Origin of the sequence: Pseudoflavonifractor sp. MSJ-37, from assembly GCF_018917965.1 — a bacterium.
Taxonomy (GTDB): Bacteria; Bacillota; Clostridia; order Oscillospirales; family Oscillospiraceae; genus Pseudoflavonifractor_A.
The window spans coordinates 942,142-964,308 of sequence record NZ_JAHLPP010000001.1 but is presented as its reverse complement, the minus strand read 5'-3'; the positions used below and the strand labels follow the sequence as shown (position 1 = coordinate 964,308).

Below are 22,167 nucleotides of genomic sequence, written 5' to 3'. Positions count from 1 at the left end.
ATGTTGGCATGGATCCAACGGTGGCTCATGGGCGTGACGGCGGCTTCGGTGTTGGCCGCGGCGGCAGAGAGCCTCATGCCGCCTGGGACGATCCGCCGGCTTGGGAAGCTCACCGGCGGGCTCGTGCTCCTGTTGGCCGTGCTGTCGCCGATAGGGCAGATAGACGAGGACGCTCTGGCCCGGGCCCTGGCGGAGACCCGGCTCCGGACATCGGACCAGGCGGTGGAGGCGCTGTCGCAGACGGACAGCCAGCTTCTGACGGAGATCATAGCGGAGGAGTCGCAGGCATATATATCGGACAAAGCGGCAGATCTGGGCATCGACTGCGCCGTCCGAGTAGAGGTCCGGGTCCGGGAGGACGGCTATCCCGTCCCCTGGGCGGTCACGATCCGGGGGGAACTGACGGATGTGGAGCGGCAGGATCTGAGCCGCCGTATCTCCGCCGACTTCGCCATCCCGGAGGAACGTCAGAGCTATCAGCCGGAAGAGGAGGCGGCATGACATGGACTGGAAGGGATGGAAGGGACGGATCGGCCCTTGGCTGGGCCGGTGCCGGTATGCGCTGCTGGTGCTCCTGGCCGGCTTGGTGCTCCTGCTCCTGCCCGGCGGCGGAACGGAGCCGGCACGGGCCGATCGGGCGGATGGAGCTGATGTAGGAGATGCCTTCGATGTGACCGCCATGGAGGAGAAGCTGAGCAGCGCCCTCTCCAAGATCGAAGGGGCGGGGGATGTGGATGTGGTGCTCACGGTCCAGACCGGCCCTCGGCAGATCTGGGCGGCAGACCGGCGGAACGAGGCGGGCTCTCCCGGCGGGACCACGGAGGAGGAGACCACGGTGGTCCTTTCCCGGGGGAGCGGTCTGGAGGAGACGGTTCCCGTCCAACAGATCTCGCCCCGATTCCGGGGGGCGCTGGTGGTATGCTCTGGGAGCGGGGACCCCTCGGTGCGCCTGGCGCTGAAAGAGGCAGTCGCCGCACTGACCGGCCTTGGCGCCGACAAGATATCCGTCTGTCAGGGGACTTGACGGGACAAAGGGAGGAAAACAGCTATGAAACTCTGGAAACGGAACGCGGTGGTGGCGGTCATCGTCCTCTTCGTGTGCGCGGCGGTGTATCTGAACTGGTCCTATGACCAGGAACAGGCCGACACGGGGAAGGTGCTGGGGCAGGCCGCCCTGGTGGACGGCCGGACGGAGGACCCTCTGCTGGCGGAGGACGGGGACGACGAGAGCGCGGCCCAGCCTGCCCCGGATGGCGGTGAGGATACGGCCTCCGCCGGAGCGGAGGGAGACGGGGACACGGGCTATTTCGCCTCGGCACGGCTCAACCGGCAGGAGGCACGGGACAGTGCCCTCTCCATCCTCCAGGACTCGGCTGGGAGCGAGTCCGCGGATGAGACCATGAAAGCGGAGATGACTCGGGCCATCGAGACGATGGCCAGCGTCACTGTCTCGGAAGCTCAGATCGAGAACCTGGTCACGGCCAAGGGCTATACGGACTGTGTGGCCTTCGTCAATGATGACAGCGCCAGCGTAGTGGTGGCCTCCAGCGGCGGGGCGGGCCTGACCGCCACCGACATCGCGAAGATCACCGAGATCGTCACCGGGGAGACCGGGCTCACCGCCAGCCAGATCAAGATCATCGAGACGGAGCCGTGAAGGGCAAAAAACATATTGGTATTTCGCGGATCTTGTGTTACAATAAGAGAAAGATGACGATGCTTGATCGTACGAAGTAAGGAGCGTGGACCGCAATGGCTGAGACTAGAGAGTACGTTTCCCGTCCGGACGAGCTGGGGAATATCCATATATCCGAGGAGGTCCTGGCAGTGATCGCCGCCGCCGCGACGCTGGAGACCGAGGGCGTGGCTGGCCTGTCCCCCAATCTGGGCAGTGACCTGGCTGAGCTGCTGGGTAAAAAGAACCTGTCCAAGGGCGTGCGTATCGCTGTGACTGAGGCCAGCGTCAGCGTGGAGGTGTCCATCCTCATCCAGTATGGGCACACGATCCCGCAGGTGGCCAAGGCCGTGCAGGATGCCGTGTTCAGCGCGATCACCAACACCAGCGGGCTGACGGTGGAGTTCGTCAACGTCCATGTGGCCGGCGTAGTGTTCCAGCGGGAGCCTGCCAAGAAGGCCTGATCCGATCGTGAGACAGCCGTATCTCTGAAAAGGGATACGGCTGTTTTTCGTTCGGGCGGATCTTTTTGCATCCGGATATAAACTGGGGCTTTTCTTTTTCCAGAGTGGTGTGTATAATAGGATGGATAATGTGGATATAGACTTAAAAATCGATCGGAGCACCGATCCAAAGTGGAGGTATCGCGAATGACAAGGACCAACGCGCGGGAGATCGCCGTACATTTCTCCTTTGAGCTTGGATTTTCGAACGAAACGCCTGATGAGCTGATGGACCATATGCTCACCAGGGAGGTATTCGACCAGATCGGTACGGAGGAGCCCCTGTATGCCGAGTTTCCCGATGAGAAGCAGCAGGGCTACATCCGCAGTCTGGTGAAGGGCGTCTACGACCACTGCCCGGAGCTGGATGAATACATCTCCCGCTATGCCATCGGCTGGAAGCACTCCCGCATCCCGCGGGTGGCGATCTCCATCATGCGGGTGGCCATGTATGAGATCCTCTATATGCAGGATATCCCAAATGCCGCCGCCATCAATGAGGCAGTCAAGATGGCCAAGCACTATGAAGAGCCTGAGGTGGTCTCCTTCATCAATGGCATCCTGGGCTCCTTCGTGCGGAACGAGTCGATCCCCGAGCGGGCGGCAAAGGCCCCCGCCGCCGAAGAGAGCGGCGCGGCAGAATGAGTGCCGGAGTCTGTCTGGGACTGGATACCAGCAACTATACCACCTCCGCCGCCGTGTTCGACGGGGCGGCCGGCCTCAACGTAGGGAAGCTCCTGGAGGTGCCGGAAGGGACCCTTGGCCTGCGGCAGAGCGACGCTCTGTTCCAGCATGTCAAGCGCCTCCCGGCACTCTTTTCCGCCCTGCGGACGGAGGGCGCGCTCCATGACATCGCGGTCGTGGCCGCCAGTACCCGTCCCCGGGCGGTGGAGGGCTCCTATATGCCCTGCTTCCTGGCGGGCGAGGGGCAGGGAAGGGCCATCGCCGATACGCTGGGCGTGCCATTCTGTGCCGTGTCCCATCAGCAGGGGCATCTGGCCGCCGCCGCCTGGTCGGCGGGACGGATGGATCTGCTGGACCGGCCCTTCCTTGCGTGGCACCTCTCCGGCGGCACCACAGAGCTGCTCCTGGTGGAGCCGGAGGGAAACAATGTGCGGGCCAGTAAGCTGGGCGGCACCAGCGATATCTCCGCTGGACAGCTCATCGACCGGACCGGTGTGCTCCTGGGCCTGCCGTTCCCAGCGGGGAAGGGCGTGGATGAGTTGTCCCGTCAGTCTCAGGGCCGGAAAGGCTTCCCTGTAAAAGTAAAGGACTTCACATTCTCCCTGTCCGGCATGGAGAACAAAGTGAGGGCCATGGCGGAGCAGGGGCAGGAGAAGGCGGACATCGCGGCCTTCGTGCTGGCCACAGTCTCCGGTGTGGTGCGCCGGACGACCGCGCTGGCCCAGGAGACCTATCCCGGTCTGCCGGTGCTATGCTCCGGCGGCGTGGCCTCGAACTCCAAACTCCGCCAGGTGTTGCGGGAGAGCTGCGGGGCCTTTTTCGCGGAGCCCCGCTATTCCACCGACAACGCCATGGGCGTGGCCATCCTGGGCCGCCGCCTGCTGGACCAGGAGGGGCGGGCATGAGCGGCGAGAACGTCTATACCGTCGGTCAGGTCAACCAGTATATCAAGAGCCTGATGGATGGGGACCGGCATCTCGCCGGTCTGTTCATCCGGGGAGAGATCTCCAATCATAAGACCTATCCTTCCGGCCACCACTATTTTTCTCTGAAAGACGCAGATGGGGCCATCCGGTGCGTCATGTTCCGGCGGGAGGCGGCCGGTCTTCGGTTCCGTCCTCAGAACGGCATGAAGATCATCGCCTTCGGACGGATCACCGTGTTCCCCCGGGATGGGCAGTACCAGCTCTACTGTGACCGGCTCACCGCCGACGGCGTGGGCGACCTGCATCTGGCCTTTGAGCAATGCAAGGAGAAGCTCTTTCGGGAAGGGTTGTTCGACCCAGCCCATAAACAGCCGATCCCTAAATTCCCCGGACGGATCGCTCTCATCACGTCGCCGGTGGGTGCGGCAGTGCGGGATATGCTCCGTATCCTGAACGCCCGCTGGCCCATGGCTCAGGTGTTGGTGATCCCGGTGCGGGTCCAGGGGAGCGAGGCTCCCGGCGAGATCAGCGCCGCTCTGGACTGGGCGGACCGCCATCAGGCGGCGGACCTGATCATCACCGGTCGGGGCGGCGGCTCCATGGAGGACCTGTGGGCCTTCAACGAGGAGATTGTGGCCCGGAGCATCTATGCCTGCCGGATCCCAGTGATCTCCGCTGTGGGCCATGAGCCCGATGTGACGATCGCCGACTTCGTGGCGGATCTGCGGGCGGCCACGCCGTCCAACGCCGCCGAGCTGGCGGTGCCTGACCAAAACGACGTGTATGCCGGGCTCTTCCAGATGGAGCGCCGTTTGGACCGGGCGGCCGCCCGGACGCTGGAGCGATCCCGGACCCGTCTGGAGCATCTGGGTGAGCGCCGGGTTCTGCGGGATCCCATAGCCCCCATCCAGGACCGGCGGAGCTGGCTGGAGCTCCAACGGAAAGGGCTTGCCGGAGGGATCTCCGCGGCCCTGAGCGGGGAGAAGGAACAGATGGCCCGCCTGGCGGCCGCTTTGGACGCGATGAGCCCTCTGAAGGTGCTGGGCCGCGGCTATGCCATCCCCCGAAAGGAGGATGGCTCCCTGATCCGCTCCCGAACGGACGTGGCCAGCGGCGAGCGGATCGACCTGAAGATATCCGACGGTTCCATCCGGTGCCGGGTGGAGCGTACATCCAAGGACTAGCCCCGCCGGCGGTCCCATGATGCGATAGGAGGACTGAGATATGGCGGAGAAGAAGCTGACCTTCGAGCAGGCGGCCGCCCGTCTGGAGGAGATCGTCCGACAGCTGGAGCAGGGCGACGCGCCTCTGGAGGAGGCCATGTCCCTTTTCGAAGAGGGGACGGCCCTGATGAAGAAATGTACCACCATGCTGGACCGGGCGGAGCAGAAGGTCCGCAAGCTCACGGCTGGTCCGGACGGTACTCCTGTGGAGGGCCCCATGGATAAGGAGGAGAGCGTATGACGCACGCCGAACAGATGAGAGAGGACTGGGAGCGGGTCGAGGACTGGCTCTGCCGCGTCTTCGAGGACCGGGAGCCCCATGGGGACATCTACGATGCCATGCGGTATAGCCTGCTGGCCGGCGGCAAGCGTCTGCGGCCGGTCCTCCTGCTGGAGACCTGCCGGATGTGCGGCGGAGACGTGAACGCGGTCCTGCCCTTCGCCTGTGCGGTGGAGATGCTCCATACATACTCTCTGATCCATGACGATCTGCCCTGCATGGACGATGACGATCTGCGCCGGGGCCGGCCTACCAACCACCGGGTCTATGGCGAGGCCACCGCGGTGCTGGCGGGCGACGGCCTCCTGACCGCCGCCTTCGAGACGATGCTGGAGAACGGTGGGGACCTGCCCCCGGAACGAGTGCTGGCCGCCGCGGCCTGTTTGGGCAAAGCCGCCGGTGCCAGAGGTATGGTGGGCGGACAGGTCCTAGATATGGCAGGAGAGGGGCACGCCTTGGACCTGACGGAGGTCGAGGAGCTCCAACGGCTCAAGACCGGCGCGCTGATCGCCGCTTCCGCAGAGATGGGCTGTATCCTGGCCGGAGGCCCGGAGGAACAGCGGGCGGCGGTGCGTCGTTATGCCCAAAAGCTGGGCCTGGCCTTCCAGATCCAGGATGACATCCTGGATGTAGAGGGAGACGAGGCCACTCTGGGCAAACCGATCGGCTCGGATCGGGAGAACGAGAAGACCACTTTCGTCACCCTCAAGGGGGTGGCCGGATGCCGGGAGCTGATCGGTAAGCTGACCCGGGAGGCGGAGAAGGCGCTGGAGCCGTTTGGAGACCGCGCCGCGTTCCTCATCTGGCTGACTGACGAGCTGGTGGGCCGCAAGAACTGAGAGAAGGGGATCTGTCCATGACGTTGAAACATATCGGCGAGATCCTGACGGGAAATCTGATCTTAGACCTGTCCATCCTGGCTTGGGCCGTGGCGCAGATCTTGAAGGTCCTGATCGTCCTCGTCACCAAGCATCGCTGGGACTGGAAGCATATCCTCTCCAGTGGCGGGATGCCCAGCTCCCACTCGGCCTGCGTCTGTGCCTGTGCCGCGTCGGTAGGGATGACGGAGGGCTTCGGCTCAGTGATCTTCGCGGTGGCGGCGGTGGTGGCCGTGGTGGTGATGTATGACGCCTCCAATGTCCGCCGGGCGGCGGGAGAGCAGGCCAAGATCCTCAACTATATCATGGAGCATTGGAAAGAGATGCGCCCGGAGTTTTTTGGCAAGGAGCTGAAGGAGCTTCTGGGCCACACGCCGTTCCAGGTGCTCATGGGCGGACTGCTCGGCATCGCCATCGGACTGGGCGGCGCGGTGCTCTGGAGCTGATTTCCAGAGCAAGACCGTACTCCACAAAAGCTTTCTTTTGTGGAGTACGGTAGAATATAGGGCTCGATACCGTTTGGAGGCGGTAGTATCAGTAATACGACAGAGGGAATGAGCATGGACCTGCATCACATCAGCGACAGCGAGGCGGAAGCGCTCTGCGCCCGTCTGCGGGCCGACCTGCTTCGGACGGTCTCCCAGACCGGCGGGCATCTTGGCTCCAATCTGGGCGCGGTGGAGATCACCGTGGCGGTCCACCGGGTGTTCGATACCAGCCGGGACCGGATCTTGTTCGATGTGGGACACCAGTGCTATATCCATAAGATGCTCACCGGACGGGCGGGGGAGATGGCCACCATCCGTATGCTGGATGGTCTGGCCGGCTTTCCAAAGCCCTCGGAGAGCGTCCATGACGCGTTCATCGCGGGACACGCCTCCGATTCGGTATCGGTGGCGGTCGGGATGGCCCGGGCCAGGACCATCCGTGGGGAGGACTATCATGTCCTGGCGTTGATCGGAGACGGGGCCCTCACAGGTGGACTGGCCTATGAGGGCCTGTCTGACGCAGGGGACAGCAAGGAGCCTCTGATCGTGATCCTCAACGACAACGGGATGTCGATCAGCAAGAACGTGGGCGGAGTGGCGGAGCATCTGGCCCGCCAGCGGCTCAAGCCCCAGTACCTCCGGTTCAAGAAGGGATACCGGAAGGTCATGAAGGTCCTTCCAGGAGGCTCCCATATCTACCATCTGACCCACAAGCTCAAGACGGCGATCAAGGGGACCCTGCTCCCGTGTACCATGTTCGAGGAGATGGGCTTCACCTATCTGGGGCCGGTGGACGGCCACGACGTGCGGGGCCTGACCCGCCTGCTCCAGTATGCCAAGGACATCGACGGCCCAGTCCTGCTCCACATCAGGACTGTAAAGGGAAAAGGCTATGCACCGGCGGAGAAGAATCCAGACCGCTTCCATGGGGTGGGCCGATTCTGTTTAGAGACCGGCGGGCCGGTCCAGCCGTCCCAAAAGGACTTCTCCAAGGCCTTTGGCGAAGCCATCTGCAAGCTGGGTCGGGAGGATGACCGGATCTGCGCGGTGTCGGCGGCCATGGTGCCTGGCACCGGTCTGACGGAGTTCTTCCGGACCTTCCCGGAGCGATCCTTCGATGTCGGCATCGCCGAGGGCCATGCAGTGGCCATGGCGGCAGGTATGGCGAAGCAGGGGCTCCTTCCGGTGTTCGCGGTCTACTCTTCTTTCTTCCAGCGGGCATATGATATGCTCATCCACGATGTGGCGATCCAAGGCCTCCATGTGGTGTTCTGTGTGGACCGGGCCGGACTGGTCGGGGCCGACGGTGAGACCCATCACGGCGTGTTCGACCCGTCTTTCCTGGATACAGTCCCAGGTATGAAGGTCCTGTGTCCCGCCAGCTTCGACGAGATGGAGCCCATGCTTCGCCATGCGCTGTTCGAGTGCAGCGGACCGGTGGCGGTCCGCTATCCCCGCGGCGGCGAGGGGGCCTATCATGGACTCAAGACCGGTCCCGGCGGTATCGAGGACAGTGTGATCCTCCGGGAGGGCACCGATGTGACCCTGGTGGGCTATGGTACTCTGGCGGGCGATCTGCTGGAGACGGCGGACCGGCTGGAGCGGCGGGGGATCTCCGCCGAAGTGGTGAAGCTGGCCCGGATCAGCCCTCTGGACAGCACGGTCCCGGCTACGTCGGTGGCTAAGACCGGCCGGCTTCTGGTGGCTGAGGAGACGATCCGCGCGAATTGTGTAGGCCGGCGGCTGGCCGCGGACCTGCTGGAGCGGCATATCCCTGTAAAGGATATCGCTTTACAGAACTTGGGCGACCGGTTCATCCCACATGGGACAGTAGCGGAGCTGCGGAAGCGATGCGGCCTGTCCCCGGAGGATCTGGCCGCCCGGGCAGAGGAGATGTGTGCGAATGGCGAAAAAGAGACTTGACGTCCTGCTGACGGAGCAGGGCTATTTCGAGAGCCGCCAGAAGGCTCAGGCCACGATCATGAGCGGTCTGGTCTTCGTGAACGGACAGCGGGTGGACAAGGCTGGAGCCGCGGTGGCGGAGGACGCTCTGATCGAGGTCCGGGGCAAAGCGATCCCCTATGTGAGCCGGGGCGGTCTGAAGCTGGAGAAGGCCATGAAGGTGTTCCCCATCGGTCTGGAGGGCAAGATCTGCGCGGATATCGGCGCTTCGACAGGCGGGTTCTCCGACTGTATGCTCCAAAATGGCGCCTCCAAGGTCTATGCTGTGGACACAGGCTACGGCAAACTGGACTGGAAGATCCGCAGCGACCCCAAGGTCATCCCTTTGGAGCGGACCAATGCCCGCTATCTGACCCACGAACAGGTCCCGGACGAACTGGACTTTGCCTCTGTGGACGTATCCTTCATCTCGCTCCGGCTGATCCTTCCGGCCCTGAAGGGAGTATTGAAGGCGGACGGCCAAGTGGTCTGTCTGGTCAAGCCCCAGTTCGAGGCCGGTCGGGAGAAGGTGGGCAAGAAGGGCGTGGTCCGGGACCCTAAGGTCCATCTGGAGGTGCTGGAGCACTTCCTGGAGCACGCCCATGAGGCGGGCTTCACCGTCTTGGACATGACCTATTCTCCCATCCGGGGCCCGGAGGGGAACATCGAGTACCTGGGCTTCCTGACTGCCGGAGCGGGCGACCCCTGGACAGGGGACCTGAAGGCACTGGTCCAGGAGTCCCATCAAACTTTGGAGGCGAACGCGCAGTGAAGATCGTACTTAGCCCCAATCCCTTTCGGGACAAGGGGCTGAAAGCGGCCCAGTCAGCGGCCCGTATCCTCAACAATGCCGGAGTAGAGACCCGGATCTGTCTGCCTTTTTCCCCTGAGGGGAACGATCTCAAGCTACCTAAGCAGGTAGTGCTCTCCGATATGCAGGAGGAGCTTCCGACAGCGGATATCTTGGTGTGCTTCGGCGGGGATGGTACGATCCTCCACGCGGCCAAGGACGCCAATGAGTACGGCATCCCTATCCTTGGCGTGAACCTGGGGAGCGTTGGCTTCATGGCGGAGGTGGAGCAGAGCGAGCTCTCCCTCCTGTCCAAGCTGGCCGTGGGGAAATATGCGGTGGAATCCCGCATGATGATCCAGGTGGAGGTCCGCCGGGAAGGGCGGATCATCTACTCTGATCTGGCCCTCAACGACGCGGTCATCACCAAGGGCGCGGTGGCCAGGGTCGTGGATATGGAGGTGCGGAGCGACAAGGTGCCCATCACCAGCTTCTCTGGCGATGGAGTGATCGTCAGCACCCCCACCGGTTCCACGGCCTATTCCATGTCCGCCGGCGGACCTATCGTGGAGCCGACGGCGGAGAACATCATCGTCACGCCGATCTGCCCCCATGTGGTCAACGCCCGTTCGGTGGTGCTGGACCACCGCCGGAACGTGACGATCCGGATGCGGGCCACCTCCCGCAAGACTGCCTATCTCTCTGTGGACGGCGGGAAGGCCTTCAAGCTCAGCGGCGGAGATATCATGCACGTGCGGCAGGCCACGGCCAAGACCCATCTGATCCGGCTGACCAGCCGGAGCTTTTTCGATATCATGACACAGAAGCTGGGGAGGATGTAGGATGAAGGGGAAACGACAGCAGGAGATCCTCCGCATCATCGAGGAGCGGGATATCGAGACTCAGGACCAGCTCCTGGCGGAGCTGCGGGAGCGGGGCGTCCAGTCCACTCAGGCCACCATTTCCAGGGACATCAAAGAGCTCCATCTCATCAAGGAGCTCACGGGCTACGGCACCTACCGCTATGCCGTGTCGGAGCGGAAGGTGTCCCTGAATCTGGCAGGGCGCCTCCGCACGATCTTCAAAGAGGGCGTCACTTCCTTCGATGTGGCTCAGAACATCGTGGTCCTCAAGACGATGCCAGGCCTGGCCTCTGCCGCCGCCGCCGCGATCGACGGCATGGAGATCGAGGATCTGGTGGGCAGTCTGGCGGGAGACGACACCGCCATCCTCATCATGCGGACCAACGAAGCCGCGGTGGAGTTCTGCGACGAGATCCATAAGATGCTGAAATAACAGCGGCGCAATAACTGTGAACGAATATCCCTTTATAGGCTGGTCGGGAGGCATCCTATGCTCTTTCTGCTCCATATCGAGAATATCGCGGTGATCGAGTCGGCGGACATCCGTTTCGACGGGGGGTTCAATGTCCTGACGGGTGAGACCGGTGCGGGCAAATCGATCGTCATCGATGCGATCGGTGCCATCACCGGCGCCCGGACCAGCCGGGACCTGATCCGTACCGGAGCCAAGAGCGCCCGGGTGGAGGCTCAGTTCCTGAACGTGTCGGGGACGGCGCGGGATCAGCTGGCGGCCTATGGCGTGGAGCTGGGCGGCACGGGAGAGCTGGTGATTCAGCGGGAGGTCCAGAGCGATGGGCGGAACGTCTGCCGGGTCAACGGACGGCTCCTCAATGTGAGCCAGCTCCGGGAGCTGGGTCGTCAGCTCATCAACATCCACGGCCAGCACGATGGCCAACAGCTCCTGGACGAGAGCTGTCATCTGGCCTATCTGGACAGCTTCGGCGAGACCGGGGCCCTTCTGGAGCCCTTCCAGGCCACCTTCCGGGAGCTGACTGCCCTTCAGCGGGAGATCGCGGTGCTCCAGATGGACGACGCGGTGAAGTCCCGCCGGATCGACAGCCTGACCTTCCAGATTGGGGAACTGGAGCGGGCAGACCTGAAAGCAGGCGAGGAAGAGGCGCTCGCCGAGCGGCGGACTCTCCTGCGAAGCGCCGAGAGGATCATCGGCGCTGTGGAGGCCGCCCATTTCGCTCTCTCCGGCGACGATGACCGGGAGGGTGCGGCCGCGCTGATCGGGAGCGCCGAGGGCGCGCTGTCCTCCGTGTCCGATATGAGCGGCGAGCTGGCGGCGGCGGCAGAGAAGCTGGCCGAGCTGTCCTCTGCGGCGGAGGATGCGGCAGAGGTGGTCCGGGATCTGCGGGAGAGCTTCGATCTCGAGCCGGGCGAGCTGGATGAGATCGAGGGCCGTCTGGATGTGCTCTACCGGCTGAAACGAAAATATGGGGACACCGTGCCGGAGATGCTGGCCTATCTGGAGAAGTGCCGGGCAGAGCTGGCCGCCATCGAGTATTCCGATGAGACCATCGCGAAGCTGGAGAAACAGCAGGCATTCGTGCTGAACAAGGCGAAGGGGGAGGCAGAGGCCCTGTCTCAGGCCCGAAAGAAAGCCGGGGAGGCCTTGCGGGACCGGATCGAGTCGGAACTGCGCCAGCTGGATATGCCGCGGGTCCGTTTCCAGGTGGAGTTCCGCCCTAAAGGCGGGACCTTCGGCATGGATGAGACCGGCATGGACGAGGTACAGTTCCTCATGTCCGCCAATGTGGGCGAGGATCTGAAGCCCATCCAGCGGGTGGCCTCCGGCGGTGAATTGGCCCGCATCATGCTGGCCCTGAAGAACGTGTTGGCGGAGAACGATGACGTGGCCACCCTGATCTTCGACGAGGTGGATACCGGCGTCTCCGGCCGGGCCGCCCAGAAGGTGGCGGAGAAGATGGCCGATGTGGCCGGGAGCAAGCAGGTGCTCTGCGTCACCCATCTGCCCCAGATCGCCGCCATGGCGGATACCCACTTCACCGTGGTGAAGGGGGAGCGGAAGGGCCGCACCTACACCCAGGTGGAACGCTTGGACCAGAAGGGTCGGACTGGCGAGCTGGCCCGGCTCACCGGCGGCACCCATATCACTAAGGCCATCCTAGCCGGCGCGGCGGAGCTTTTGTCCAGCGCGGAGGCCTATAAGAAGCAAAAGCGGGGATGAGCCAGATCCGGATTTGACAAAGTCGCCGTCCTGTGATATGATACGCTCAGTCACTGTGATGATGGGAAAGAGTAACGGTCCCTACTGCTGATCAGAGAGCCTCCGTACCGGTGTGAGGAGGAGAGCGGTCGCCGTGAATACGCCCCGGAGCAGCCTCCTGAACTCGTTTTGTCAGTAGGGAAGGTCGGGTGCGCCCGTTATCGCGTCGGGAGTGTGTCTGCACTCCGTGAGGCTCTGCCTGTGAAGGGAGAGCGAACCAGAGGTGGTACCGCGTGACATCCACGCCCTCTGTCCGGTCATGGACAGAGGGCGTTTTTCGTGGCCTGAGAGGAGATGAGGTATACGGCGAGGCAGACCGGGACCCTGTGCGTGTTCCTGGCGGCAGTCCTTTACAGCATCGGAGGACTGTGCATCAAGATCGTCCCCTGGGGCGGCATGGCGATCAACGGGGCTCGGGCGGCGATCGCCCTGATCGTCGTAGGGGCCTATCTGGCCATCATCCGTCATCCGCTCCGCATGGACCGCTGGGTGGCGTTGGGAGCGGTGTGTGTATTCGGCACCAACGCCCTCTTCTCGGTGGCCAATAAGATGACCACCGCTGCCAATGTGATCGTCCTGCAATATACCACACCGATCTTCGTGATCTTGGCCACGGCTCTGTTTTGGCGGAAGCGTCCGGACAAGCTGGACATCACAGCCTGTGCGGTGGTGTTCGGCGGGATCGTATTCTTTTTCCTGGACAGTCTGGAGATGGGCGGCGGCGCAGGCAATGTGCTGGCGATGCTCTCCGGGGTCAGCTACGCTGGCGTGTTCCTGATGAACGAGATGCCGGGCAGCGACCCGATCTCCTCCGTGTTCTGGGGGAACGTCCTCTCGGCGGCCACAGGCCTGCCCTTCGTGTTGGGGGAGCCTGCCCTCCGGGCCCCGGCGCTGGCCAGTGTGATCGTGCTGGGCGTGTTCCAGGTGGCTCTGGGGTATATCCTCCTGACCATCGGGCTCAAGACCACCCCTCCGGTGACGGCCAGCTTGGTCTCGGGGATCGAGCCGGTGCTCAACCCGATCCTCGTGGCAATGTTCTACCACGAGACGATCGGACCCTTCGCCCTGATCGGCGCGGTGGTGGTCATCGGCGGTGTGGTGGGCTATAATGTGCTCAAGGCCCGGCGGGATGCTCCGCCGAAAGAGGAGGCGGACCGGTGATGGACAAGACCACCTGTATCCGATGCGGCGGCCGGATGAGTCTGCTTGGCCGGGACGGCCTGCAAAAGGGGAGCCCCGGCTGGCGGCTCCGGGGCACGCTGGAGCATACCGGCGGGGAGGACCTGCTCCCGGTGGAGATCTGGTGCTGTTCCGACTGCCGCAGTCTAGATTTTTATCTGGCGGAGCCGGACGGGACAGACGGCTCCGGGATCGCGAAGATCCGATGTCCCGTATGTGGGTGCCGCCACGAGATGGATGATGCCCGATGCCCTTCCTGCGGCACCCGATGCTGATGACGAGATCGATACTCTGATATTTTTCGATAGGATGAAAAGGAGAACAGACCGATGACCATCTATGACGAACTGAAAGCCCGTGGCCTCATCGCTCAGGTCACTGATGAGGAGGAGATCAAGGAGCTGATCAACAACGGCAAGGCTACCTTCTATATCGGCTTCGATCCCACCGCCGACTCTCTGCACGTGGGCCACTTCATGGCCCTGATGCTCATGCGCCGCCTCCAGAAGGCGGGCAACCGGCCCATCGCCCTGATCGGCGGCGGCACCGGCATGGTGGGCGACCCCTCCGGCCGGACTGATATGCGCTCCATGATGACCGTGGAGACCATCCAGCACAACTGCGACTGCTTCAAGAAGCAGATGAGCAAGTTCATCGACTTCTCCGACGGCAAGGCTCTGATGCTGAACAACGCCGACTGGCTCATGAAGCTCAACTATGTGGAGCTCCTGCGGGAGGTGGGGCCCTGCTTCTCCGTGAACAATATGCTCCGGGCCGAGTGCTATAAGCAGCGCATGGAGAAGGGCCTGTCCTTCCTGGAATTCAACTACATGATCATGCAGTCCTATGATTTCTATCATATGTTCCAGACTGTGGGCTGCAATATGCAGTGCGGCGGCGATGACCAGTGGTCCAATATGCTGGGCGGCACTGAGCTGATCCGCCGGAAGCTGGGCAAGGATGCCTATGCCATGACCATCACCCTGCTCCTCACCTCTGAGGGCAAGAAGATGGGCAAGACCCAGAAGGGGGCCGTGTGGCTGGATCCCGAAAAGACCACTCCCTACGAGTTCTATCAGTACTGGCGCAATATCGGCGATGCCGACGTGCTCAAGTGCCTGCGGATGCTGACCGACCTGCCGCTGGAGCAGATCGACGAGATGGACAAGTGGGAGGGTGCCCAGCTCAACACCGCCAAGGAGATCCTGGCCTTCGAGCTGACCAAGCTGGTCCACAGCGAGGAGGAGGCCCAGAAGGCGCAGGACGCGGCCAAGGCCCTCTTCGCTCAGGGCGGCGACCGGTCCAATATGCCCACCACGACACTGGAGGCCGGCGATCTGACAGACGGCTCCATCGGTGTGCTGGATCTGCTGATGAAGTGCGGCCTGATCCCCTCCAGGAAAGAGGGCCGCCGCCTGGTGGAGCAGGGCGGCATCTCCGTCAACGGGGAGAAGGTCTCCGACGTGAACGCCGCCTTTGCCGCTGATGCCCTCGGCGAGGAAGGCCTGATGATCAAGAAGGGCAAGAAGGTGTTCCACCGGGCGCTCCTGGGCTGATCCTACCCATCGCGGTCCCCGGCCCGTGCCGGGGAGAAAGGCAAGGTCCCTTTGAACGACAAGAAGAAATGGTACCAGCTGGATCCACACATGATTGCGAATCTGGTGGTGGTGCTGTCTGCCATCGCGTTCTATCTGGTCTTTTCCCACTATGAAATGGTGCGGAGGGCGTTCTCCACGGTGATCGGAGTGCTGATGCCCTTCATCGTTGGCTTCGCGATCGCCTATCTGCTCAACGGGCCCACCAACTACATCGAACGGAGCCTGCCCCAACGACTGAAATGCCGTCGGGGCTTGGCGGTCCTGGTGGTCTACGCTCTGTTCATCGCCCTGCTGGCAGTGCTGGTCAAGCTGATCCTGCCCCAGATCGTGCAGAGCATCGTGGCCCTGTATGGCATCATCCAGAGCTTCCTCACCAATATCAACAGCCTGGTACAGACGATCTCGGAGCGATTCAACATCGACCAAAAGGTGCTGGACCAGATCGTGACGGAGTTCAACAGCTCCTACAAGGACATCATGACGCAGCTCTCCAATATGCTCTCCAAGGCGGTGCCTTATGTGCTGAGCATGGGCGTGGCGCTGGGCAGCGGCGTGGTGTCTGCCGTCATCTCGGCGATCACCACCGTGATCTCGTCGATCTATATGCTCTTGGATAAGGACACGCTGTCGCTCCAGTCCAAGAAGCTGGTATACGCCATCCTACCCACCGCCGGGGCCAACCGGTTCCTGGAGGTCTGCGGACGGGCTAACGGCATCTTCTCCGGCTTCATTAACGGGAAGGTGCTGGACAGCGCCATCATCGGCGTGCTCTGCTTCATCCTGACCAGCCTCCTGCGGATCGAGTTCCCAGTGCTGATCAGCGTGGTGATCGGCGTGACCAATGTGATCCCCTTTTTCGGACCGATCGTGGGCGCGGTGCCCTGTGTGCTGATCCTCCTGCTGGTGGATCCGTGGCAGGCCCTGCGCTTCGCGATCCTGGCGCTGGCGCTCCAGCAGTTCGACGGCAATATTCTGGGACCTAAGATCCTGGGGAACAGCACGGGCATCTCGGCCTTCTGGGTGCTGGTGTCCATCGTGGTGGGCGGCGGCCTCTTCGGCTTCCCGGGGATGCTCCTGGGCGTGCCGACCTTCGCGGTGATTTACTCCCTGCTGGGAGAGTGGACCCATGGGCGGCTGGCCCAAAAGGGCATCCGGCCCGTCAAGGGCGCGGAGCCTGAGACGATCGAACAAGATCAGGAGTAAGGCAGGAAACGGCCTTGGCCTCTCACAGATGAGAGACTAAGGCCGTTCGGCCGTCAAAGCCAAGGAACGCGCATGAGAGCAGCCGCATGAGAACGGCACCGCCGGATCTTCCAGCGGTGCCGCGTTCTGAATGGATCGGTACCTATGCGCCGTGTGCCAAAAGCCCCAGCTCCGCCATGGCGGACCGGAGGCGTTCCGTGCCCGCCGGAGACAGCTCGCAGAGAGGGAGCCGGAGGCCGCCTGCCGGTCGTCCGGCCAGCTCCAGCGCCCTCTTGATAGGGATGGGGTTCACGTCGCAGAACAGTGCGTCGATCAGCGGGGTATAGGCAAGCTGAAGGGCGGCGGCGGCCGCAGTCCGTCCCGCCAGCGCCAGATGGGCCATCCGGGCCATCTCTGCCGGGATCAGGTTGGAGGCCACGGATACCACGCCTTTGGCGCCCAGCGCCATCAGGGGGACCACCTGATCGTCGTTCCCGGACCAGAGGTTCAGGTCGTCCCCGCAGAGGAGGAGGGTGTGGGCCGCCAGGGAGAGGTCCCCGCTGGCCTCCTTCACGCCGTTGATCTGGGGCTCCCGGGAGAGGGCATAGTAGGTCTCGGCGGTGAAGGACACCCCGGTCCGGCTGGGGACATTATAGAGGATGATCGGCAGACGGGTGCTGTGTACGATGGCCTCATAGTGCCGGAGGAGCCCAGTCTGGTTCGCCTTGTTGTAATAAGGAGTCACATGGAGGAGCCCGTCGGCTCCGGCATCCTGCGCCTGCCGGGAGAGCCGCACCGCATTGGCGGTGCAGTTGCTTCCGGCCCCAGCCAGGACCTTGACCCGGCCGGCGGCCTGACGGACGCAGGCGGAGATCAGGGCCTGATGCTCCTCATAGCTCAGAGCCGCGCTCTCACCGGTGGTGCCGCAGACGCAGATGGCGTCCACGCCCTGGACGATCTGTGCTTCGATCAGCTCTCCGAATGCGCCGTGATCGATGGCGCCGTCCGGTCGGAAGGGTGTGACGATGGCCGTACACACACCGGTGAAGATCGGCTCTTTGCTCAATCGCTTACCTCCTCGTGAGATAGCCCTCCGCGTGGAGGAGCTCGGCCAGGAGGACTGCGCCTCCCGCCGCGCCCCGCAGGGTGTTATGGGACAGGCAGACGAACTTGTAGTCATACTGGGTATCGGGACGCAGACGGCCCACGCAGACCGCCATGCCGCGCTCCGTCATCCGGTCCAGCTTGGTCTGAGGACGGCTTGGATCGTCGAAATAGTGGAGGAACTGCTTGGGGGCAGAGGGGAGCTCCAGCTCCTGAGCACGGCCCTTGAAGGAGGACCAGGTCTCCAGGATCTCCTCCTCAGAGGGCTTCTTGTCAAAGCTGGCGAACACAGCCGCCATATGGCCGTCGGAGGCGGCGACCCGGAAGCACTGGGCAGTGATGGAAGGGGAGGCGGCATTGACGATGACGCCGTTCTCCACATGGCCCCACAGCTTCAGAGGCTCCCGCTCGCTCTTCTCCTCCTCGCCGCCGATGTAGGGGATCACGTTGTCCACCATCTCGGGCCAGGTGGCGAAGGTCTTGCCAGCACCGGAGATGGCCTGATAGGTGCAGACCAGAGCCTTGGACAGGCCGTATTTCTCCCGCAGGGGATGCAGAGCTGGCACATAGCTCTGGAGAGAGCAGTTGGACTTGACGGCGATGAAGCCCCGCTTGGTGCCCAGACGCTTGCGCTGGGCGGGGATCACAGCCAGATGGTCCGCGTTGATCTCAGGCACGACCATGGGCACGTCGGGGGTCCAGCGGTGGGCGGAGTTGTTGGAGACCACGGGACACTCATGGCGGGCATAGGCCTCCTCCAGCGCCTGGATCTCCTCCTTCTTCATATCCACTGCGGAAAAGACGAAGTCCACCTGGGCGGCGATCTTCTCCATGTCGGCCTCAGCATCCATGACCACCAGCTTTTTGGCCTCCTCGGGCATGGGAGTGGACATGGCCCAGCGGGAGCCGATGGCCTCCTCGTAAGTCTTGCCCGCGGAACGGGGACTGGCCGCGATCACGGTGAGCTGGAACCAAGGATGGTCCTCCATCAGGGTCACGAAACGCTGGCCCACCATGCCGGTGCCGCCGATCACGCCTACTCTCAGTTTTTCCATTTGTGTTGACCTCCCGTATTTCTGTTCTCATCATATGCCGAAGGGTGGAAGTTGGGCCTGTCCACAGCCCTGAAGCCAAGGCCGGACAGGATAAAAAAGAGATCAGCGGGTTTACACACCGGCTGATCTTGTACTATAATGTCATCATGTGTGGATAGGACCCGAACATACTTCCCCACGCAAACAGGTATCCGCCGGAAACGTACTCCTGTGCCTCTTAGAGTAGCACAGGAACGCGTCGATGTCAATACACTTTGCTGAATTGCAGTGATAAGATCCGGAACGATCGGAGGACAGCATGAAGAGACGATGGAAGGGGATGGCCGCGCTCTGCCTGACGGCGGCATTGAGCGCGGCGCTCCCGGTCCCGGCCATGGGGGCCCGTAACTCCTGGGACACGCCGGTCCGGGTGGGATTATACTATGGAAGCACAGCTCTGGCCACAGCCAATCTGGAGAACAGCACGGGTTCCGGCTATCGGCTGGGCTATTTCGATGACGATGAGGACTTCGTGGAGCTTGCCCGGACGAGTGAGACGAAGATCTCCATGCTCAAGGCCCAGAACATCTATCTATCCGGAGGGACCTACAACACCAGCTCCGGGAGCCAGGCGATCGGCTGCTGGCACATCCGCCTGGCGGGCAGCTATGGGAGCTTCTCCGCGGCTCAAGCGGCGGCCGACGGGATCGACGGGGGCTTCCCAGCGTGGATCGACGGGGAGTGGCAGGTCCGGACCGGTGCCTACCTCAGCCGGGCAGAGGCGGAGTCTGCCATGGCGGCGCTTGACCTGTCCGGCGATGTGGTGGGCACCAGCGCTTATGCCGTCGATGTGGCGGTGACTGGCACCACAGAGCTGCTCTTCCAATTCGATGGAGGCGCGGACCGGGCCTTGGGCGTCCTGCCCGATGTGACCGGCGTCAGCGCCCCCACTACCTGGTTCAAGGGATATAAATACTATGGAGGCTTCCGCTATGAGCGCATCGGCGGTGGGGACTTGACGGTCGTGAACATCCTGGATCTGGAGGATTACATCGACTGTGTGATCTCGCAGGAGATGAGCAGTGCCTGGCCTCTGGAGGCGCTGAAGGCTCAGGCCTGTGCCGCCCGGACCTACGCGCTGGGCCGGATGCGGGGGAGCACCCACAGCGCCAGCCACTTCGACCTTTGCGCTTCTACCCACTGCCAGGCCTATCCGGGCATGAAGCAGACGGCGGACAGTACCCGCCGGGCGGCCGCAGAGACTGCCGGACAGGTGATCGAGTACAACGGATCGCTGATCGATGCGGTCTACTTCTCCCATGACGGCGGCGCCACGGAGAGCGCGGAGAACGTGTGGAACAACGCGGTGCCCTATCTGCTGGGCAAGACCGATCCCTATGAGGCCTCCGTGGCCGGGTCGATCTCCAACTACAACTGGACCGTCAGCTTCACGGCGGACCAACTCACTGCGAAGCTCCGGAACAGCGGCCGTTCCTGTGCCCAGATCGTGGACCTCCAGGTCACAGAGACCACTCCCACCGGCAACGTGAAGGCGGTCACGTTCACTGATGCGGCGGGGAAGACCTGGACCTTCCAGAAGGAGCAGGTGCGGAACTTCCTGGGGCTCCGGTCCCAACGCTATTCCGTGTCCCGGACCGGGGGCACCGGCGTGACAGGCGGAGGAGTCTATGTGAACGGCTCGTCCACCAAGCTGGACAGTGCCGCCGGGCTCTACGCCATCGACGGTACCGGTACCACGACCCAGATGAGCGGCGTCTCCGAACCCTATGTGATCACCGGTTCCGGCACGGCCCAGCTCTCCGGCGGGAACACGACCTCCGGGAGCGGAGATTTCGTGATCAGCGGCTCCGGCTGGGGCCATCAGGTGGGCATGAGCCAGTATGGGGCCAACGCCATGGCCAAGGCCGGCTATACATATGACCAGATCCTAAGATTCTACTATACAGGAGTGGATATCACCCGATGAAGACATCTGACTTTTATTTCGAGCTGCCGGAGGAGCTGATCGCGCAGACGCCTCTGGAGAAGCGTGACGCCTCCCGGCTGCTGGTACTGGACAAACATACCGGCGCCACGAAGCATATGCATTTCTATGACCTGCCCAAGCTGTTGAAAAAAGGCGACTGCCTGGTGCTGAACGACTCCCGGGTCCTGCCTGCCCGGCTCCTGGGCCACCGGGATCCCACCGGCGGCGCCGTGGAGGTCCTCCTGCTGGTGGACCGGGGCGACAAGGTATGGGAATGTCTGGTCCGTCCGGGCCGGAAGATCCGTACTGGCGCGAAGCTCTCCTTTGGCGACGGGCTCCTCACGGCTGAGGTAGTAGAGGTACTGGACAATGGCAACCGACTGATCCGCTTCGACTACGAAGGGATCTTCCTGGAGATCTTGGAGCGTCTGGGCAAGATGCCGCTGCCGCCCTATATCAAGGAGGAACTCCAGGATCCGGAGCGCTATCAGACCGTCTACTCCAAGGAGGTGGGCTCCGCCGCCGCACCGACTGCTGGACTCCACTTCACCAAAGAACTCCTAGAGGAGATTCGGGAGATGGGCGTGGATATCTGTTATGTGACCCTCCATGTAGGCCTTGGCACCTTCCGCCCGGTGAAGGAGGAGGACATCGATGACCATGAGATGCACTCTGAGTACTGCATGATCTCCGCTGAGACCGCCGAGACCATCAATCGGACCAAGCGGGAGGGAGGTCGTGTCATCTGCGTGGGCACCACCTCCTGCCGGACCATCGAGAGTTGGGCGGCGGAGGACGGCACCATGAAGGAGTCCGCCGGATGGACCAACATCTTCATCTATCCCGGCTACCGGTTCAAGGTGCTGGACTGTCTCATCACCAACTTCCATCTGCCGGAGTCCACGCTGGTCATGCTGGTCTCCGCCCTGGCTGGCCGGGAACACATCCTGGCCGCCTATCAGGAGGCCGTGAAGGAGCGCTACCGATTCTTCTCCTTTGGCGATGCCATGTTCATCACGGATGATATCGGTGAGAAGTGAAAATACTTTACAGATAAAAAGCAAGTGAGACGGCTCGACCGCCTCTGATATCACAATAAAGTAAACACACTTTACGGATATTGTGGCACAATGATTTGAAAGGAGTTGACACCGATGCGGATCTTGGTGATCGACGGACAGGGCGGTGGGATCGGACGGCAGGTAGTGGCCGCGCTGCGGACAGCCTGTCCAGAGGCGGATGTGACTGCGGTGGGGACCAACGGTATGGCCACCAGCGCCATGATGAAGGCCGGACCGGACCGGGCAGCCACCGGCGAGAACGCGGTGATCGTGAACAGCCGGTCCGCGGACGTGATCGTGGGCCCGGTGGGGATCGTGATCGCGGATGCCCTGCTGGGAGAGATCACGCCGGCGATGGCGGCGGCAGTGGGCCAGAGCAGGGCCAGACGGATCCTGATCCCAGTGAACCACTGCGACAACATAGTGGTCGGCGCGGACACCCAGTCCATGAGCCGACTGGTCCAGGAGGCAGTACGTCTCATCCAGAGCCTGTGACGATCAGGCGGCTGTTCCAGCGGAGGGAACGGAATGAAGAAAC

General features: G+C 62.8%; 24 protein-coding genes and 1 other annotated feature. Of the genes, 22 read left to right on the top strand and 2 right to left on the bottom strand.

The window, feature by feature from the left end; translation table 11 throughout:
* The 19 genes from KQI12_RS04550 to KQI12_RS04460 all read left to right on the top strand — a co-directional run bounded on the left by KQI12_RS04550 (position 1) and on the right by KQI12_RS04460 (position 16,464).
* Positions 1 to 501 carry a stage III sporulation protein AF gene (locus KQI12_RS04550; protein WP_216570912.1) on the top strand — a complete coding sequence of 167 codons (501 nt, stop codon included), beginning with the start codon at positions 1 to 3 and terminating at the stop codon, positions 499 to 501.
* A gap of 1 nt (position 502) precedes the next feature.
* Complete coding sequence (locus tag KQI12_RS04545) at positions 503 to 1,024, top strand: stage III sporulation protein AG (RefSeq protein ID WP_216570910.1); 522 nt, start codon at positions 503 to 505, stop codon at positions 1,022 to 1,024.
* A 24-nt stretch (positions 1,025 to 1,048) separates the two neighbouring features.
* Positions 1,049 to 1,657, top strand: coding sequence for a SpoIIIAH-like family protein (locus KQI12_RS04540; protein WP_216570908.1), 609 nt, complete (start codon positions 1,049 to 1,051; stop codon positions 1,655 to 1,657).
* A gap of 95 nt (positions 1,658 to 1,752) precedes the next feature.
* Positions 1,753 to 2,139 carry an Asp23/Gls24 family envelope stress response protein gene (locus KQI12_RS04535; RefSeq protein WP_216570906.1) on the top strand — a complete coding sequence of 129 codons (387 nt, stop codon included), beginning with the start codon at positions 1,753 to 1,755 and terminating at the stop codon, positions 2,137 to 2,139.
* 186 nt (positions 2,140 to 2,325) lie between these two features.
* The gene (nusB, locus tag KQI12_RS04530) at positions 2,326 to 2,823 is read left to right on the top strand and encodes a transcription antitermination factor NusB (protein ID WP_216570904.1); all 498 of its coding nucleotides are present in this window, start codon (positions 2,326 to 2,328) and stop codon (positions 2,821 to 2,823) included.
* Positions 2,820 to 3,767 (top strand): DNA-binding protein, encoded by a 948-nt coding sequence (locus tag KQI12_RS04525; RefSeq protein ID WP_216570902.1) that lies wholly within the window; start codon positions 2,820 to 2,822, stop codon positions 3,765 to 3,767. Before nusB ends, KQI12_RS04525 begins: the two co-directional genes overlap by 4 nt.
* Positions 3,764 to 4,972, top strand: a complete 1,209-nt coding sequence (xseA, locus tag KQI12_RS04520; RefSeq protein WP_216570900.1) for an exodeoxyribonuclease VII large subunit — start codon at positions 3,764 to 3,766, stop codon at positions 4,970 to 4,972. The genes KQI12_RS04525 and xseA overlap by 4 nt, the downstream gene beginning before the upstream one ends.
* Positions 4,973 to 5,012: 40 nt before the next feature.
* Positions 5,013 to 5,252 carry an exodeoxyribonuclease VII small subunit gene (gene xseB, locus KQI12_RS04515; RefSeq protein ID WP_216570898.1) on the top strand — a complete coding sequence of 80 codons (240 nt, stop codon included), beginning with the start codon at positions 5,013 to 5,015 and terminating at the stop codon, positions 5,250 to 5,252.
* Positions 5,249 to 6,130 carry a polyprenyl synthetase family protein gene (locus KQI12_RS04510; protein WP_216570897.1) on the top strand — a complete coding sequence of 294 codons (882 nt, stop codon included), beginning with the start codon at positions 5,249 to 5,251 and terminating at the stop codon, positions 6,128 to 6,130. Before xseB ends, KQI12_RS04510 begins: the two co-directional genes overlap by 4 nt.
* 17 nt (positions 6,131 to 6,147) lie before the next feature.
* Positions 6,148 to 6,615: a divergent PAP2 family protein gene (locus tag KQI12_RS04505; RefSeq protein WP_216570896.1), complete on the top strand. Its 468-nt coding sequence runs from the start codon at positions 6,148 to 6,150 to the stop codon at positions 6,613 to 6,615.
* A gap of 108 nt (positions 6,616 to 6,723) precedes the next feature.
* Positions 6,724 to 8,580 (top strand): 1-deoxy-D-xylulose-5-phosphate synthase, encoded by a 1,857-nt coding sequence (dxs, locus tag KQI12_RS04500; RefSeq protein ID WP_216570895.1) that lies wholly within the window; start codon positions 6,724 to 6,726, stop codon positions 8,578 to 8,580.
* On the top strand, positions 8,561 to 9,370 hold the full coding sequence (locus KQI12_RS04495; RefSeq protein ID WP_216570894.1) for a TlyA family RNA methyltransferase: 810 nt from the start codon (positions 8,561 to 8,563) through the stop codon (positions 9,368 to 9,370). Before dxs ends, KQI12_RS04495 begins: the two co-directional genes overlap by 20 nt.
* Positions 9,367 to 10,230, top strand: a complete 864-nt coding sequence (locus tag KQI12_RS04490) for an NAD(+)/NADH kinase (RefSeq protein ID WP_216570893.1) — start codon at positions 9,367 to 9,369, stop codon at positions 10,228 to 10,230. The genes KQI12_RS04495 and KQI12_RS04490 overlap by 4 nt, the downstream gene beginning before the upstream one ends.
* A gap of 1 nt (position 10,231) precedes the next feature.
* Entirely contained in the window at positions 10,232 to 10,684 is a 453-nt protein-coding gene (locus KQI12_RS04485) for an arginine repressor (RefSeq protein WP_216570892.1), read from the top strand.
* Positions 10,685 to 10,741: 57 nt separating this feature from the next.
* Positions 10,742 to 12,445: a DNA repair protein RecN gene (gene recN / locus KQI12_RS04480; RefSeq protein WP_216570890.1), complete on the top strand. Its 1,704-nt coding sequence runs from the start codon at positions 10,742 to 10,744 to the stop codon at positions 12,443 to 12,445.
* 49 nt (positions 12,446 to 12,494) lie between these two features.
* Positions 12,495 to 12,737, top strand: a binding site (T-box leader).
* Between the two features lie 41 nt (positions 12,738 to 12,778).
* Positions 12,779 to 13,645, top strand: a complete 867-nt coding sequence (locus tag KQI12_RS04475) for a DMT family transporter (RefSeq protein ID WP_216570888.1) — start codon at positions 12,779 to 12,781, stop codon at positions 13,643 to 13,645.
* On the top strand, positions 13,645 to 13,938 hold the full coding sequence (locus KQI12_RS04470; RefSeq protein ID WP_216570886.1) for a hypothetical protein: 294 nt from the start codon (positions 13,645 to 13,647) through the stop codon (positions 13,936 to 13,938). The genes KQI12_RS04475 and KQI12_RS04470 overlap by 1 nt, the downstream gene beginning before the upstream one ends.
* Before the next feature lie 54 nt (positions 13,939 to 13,992).
* Complete coding sequence (gene tyrS, locus KQI12_RS04465; RefSeq protein WP_216570885.1) at positions 13,993 to 15,219, top strand: tyrosine--tRNA ligase; 1,227 nt, start codon at positions 13,993 to 13,995, stop codon at positions 15,217 to 15,219.
* A 51-nt stretch (positions 15,220 to 15,270) separates the two neighbouring features.
* Positions 15,271 to 16,464 (top strand): AI-2E family transporter, encoded by a 1,194-nt coding sequence (locus tag KQI12_RS04460; RefSeq protein ID WP_253290807.1) that lies wholly within the window; start codon positions 15,271 to 15,273, stop codon positions 16,462 to 16,464.
* A gap of 142 nt (positions 16,465 to 16,606) precedes the next feature.
* On the opposite strand, the gene dapA is transcribed toward KQI12_RS04460, so the two are convergent.
* Positions 16,607 to 17,509, bottom strand: coding sequence for a 4-hydroxy-tetrahydrodipicolinate synthase (dapA, locus tag KQI12_RS04455; protein WP_253290806.1), 903 nt, complete (start codon positions 17,507 to 17,509; stop codon positions 16,607 to 16,609).
* 4 nt (positions 17,510 to 17,513) lie between these two features.
* Positions 17,514 to 18,602, bottom strand: coding sequence for an aspartate-semialdehyde dehydrogenase (asd, locus tag KQI12_RS04450; protein ID WP_216570882.1), 1,089 nt, complete (start codon positions 18,600 to 18,602; stop codon positions 17,514 to 17,516).
* A gap of 298 nt (positions 18,603 to 18,900) precedes the next feature.
* On the opposite strand from asd, the gene KQI12_RS04445 reads away from it, so the two are divergent.
* From KQI12_RS04445 to KQI12_RS04435, 3 genes are all read left to right on the top strand, one after another.
* Positions 18,901 to 20,568: a SpoIID/LytB domain-containing protein gene (locus tag KQI12_RS04445; protein WP_216570881.1), complete on the top strand. Its 1,668-nt coding sequence runs from the start codon at positions 18,901 to 18,903 to the stop codon at positions 20,566 to 20,568.
* On the top strand, positions 20,565 to 21,608 hold the full coding sequence (gene queA / locus KQI12_RS04440) for a tRNA preQ1(34) S-adenosylmethionine ribosyltransferase-isomerase QueA (RefSeq protein ID WP_216570880.1): 1,044 nt from the start codon (positions 20,565 to 20,567) through the stop codon (positions 21,606 to 21,608). Before KQI12_RS04445 ends, queA begins: the two co-directional genes overlap by 4 nt.
* Before the next feature lie 114 nt (positions 21,609 to 21,722).
* A complete protein-coding gene (locus KQI12_RS04435; protein ID WP_216570879.1) occupies positions 21,723 to 22,124 on the top strand; it encodes a DUF3842 family protein in 402 nt (133 codons plus the stop codon).
* Positions 22,125 to 22,167 lie beyond the last annotated feature (43 nt).

What these genes read in the sequence shown, in the direction of transcription:
- KQI12_RS04550 (WP_216570912.1), top strand. Translation starts at nt 1, where the DNA reads ATGTTGGCATGGATCCAACGGTGGCTCATGGGCGTGACGGCGGCTTCG.
- KQI12_RS04545 (WP_216570910.1), top strand. Translation starts at nt 503, where the DNA reads ATGGACTGGAAGGGATGGAAGGGACGGATCGGCCCTTGGCTGGGCCGG.
- KQI12_RS04540 (WP_216570908.1), top strand. Translation starts at nt 1,049, where the DNA reads ATGAAACTCTGGAAACGGAACGCGGTGGTGGCGGTCATCGTCCTCTTC.
- KQI12_RS04535 (WP_216570906.1), top strand. Translation starts at nt 1,753, where the DNA reads ATGGCTGAGACTAGAGAGTACGTTTCCCGTCCGGACGAGCTGGGGAAT.
- nusB (WP_216570904.1), top strand. Translation starts at nt 2,326, where the DNA reads ATGACAAGGACCAACGCGCGGGAGATCGCCGTACATTTCTCCTTTGAG.
- KQI12_RS04525 (WP_216570902.1), top strand. Translation starts at nt 2,820, where the DNA reads ATGAGTGCCGGAGTCTGTCTGGGACTGGATACCAGCAACTATACCACC.
- xseA (WP_216570900.1), top strand. Translation starts at nt 3,764, where the DNA reads ATGAGCGGCGAGAACGTCTATACCGTCGGTCAGGTCAACCAGTATATC.
- xseB (WP_216570898.1), top strand. Translation starts at nt 5,013, where the DNA reads ATGGCGGAGAAGAAGCTGACCTTCGAGCAGGCGGCCGCCCGTCTGGAG.
- KQI12_RS04510 (WP_216570897.1), top strand. Translation starts at nt 5,249, where the DNA reads ATGACGCACGCCGAACAGATGAGAGAGGACTGGGAGCGGGTCGAGGAC.
- KQI12_RS04505 (WP_216570896.1), top strand. Translation starts at nt 6,148, where the DNA reads ATGACGTTGAAACATATCGGCGAGATCCTGACGGGAAATCTGATCTTA.
- dxs (WP_216570895.1), top strand. Translation starts at nt 6,724, where the DNA reads ATGAGCATGGACCTGCATCACATCAGCGACAGCGAGGCGGAAGCGCTC.
- KQI12_RS04495 (WP_216570894.1), top strand. Translation starts at nt 8,561, where the DNA reads ATGGCGAAAAAGAGACTTGACGTCCTGCTGACGGAGCAGGGCTATTTC.
- KQI12_RS04485 (WP_216570892.1), top strand. Translation starts at nt 10,232, where the DNA reads ATGAAGGGGAAACGACAGCAGGAGATCCTCCGCATCATCGAGGAGCGG.
- recN (WP_216570890.1), top strand. Translation starts at nt 10,742, where the DNA reads ATGCTCTTTCTGCTCCATATCGAGAATATCGCGGTGATCGAGTCGGCG.
- KQI12_RS04475 (WP_216570888.1), top strand. Translation starts at nt 12,779, where the DNA reads ATGAGGTATACGGCGAGGCAGACCGGGACCCTGTGCGTGTTCCTGGCG.
- KQI12_RS04470 (WP_216570886.1), top strand. Translation starts at nt 13,645, where the DNA reads ATGGACAAGACCACCTGTATCCGATGCGGCGGCCGGATGAGTCTGCTT.
- tyrS (WP_216570885.1), top strand. Translation starts at nt 13,993, where the DNA reads ATGACCATCTATGACGAACTGAAAGCCCGTGGCCTCATCGCTCAGGTC.
- asd (WP_216570882.1), bottom strand. Translation starts at nt 18,602, where the DNA reads ATGGAAAAACTGAGAGTAGGCGTGATCGGCGGCACCGGCATGGTGGGC.
- KQI12_RS04445 (WP_216570881.1), top strand. Translation starts at nt 18,901, where the DNA reads ATGAAGAGACGATGGAAGGGGATGGCCGCGCTCTGCCTGACGGCGGCA.
- queA (WP_216570880.1), top strand. Translation starts at nt 20,565, where the DNA reads ATGAAGACATCTGACTTTTATTTCGAGCTGCCGGAGGAGCTGATCGCG.
- KQI12_RS04435 (WP_216570879.1), top strand. Translation starts at nt 21,723, where the DNA reads ATGCGGATCTTGGTGATCGACGGACAGGGCGGTGGGATCGGACGGCAG.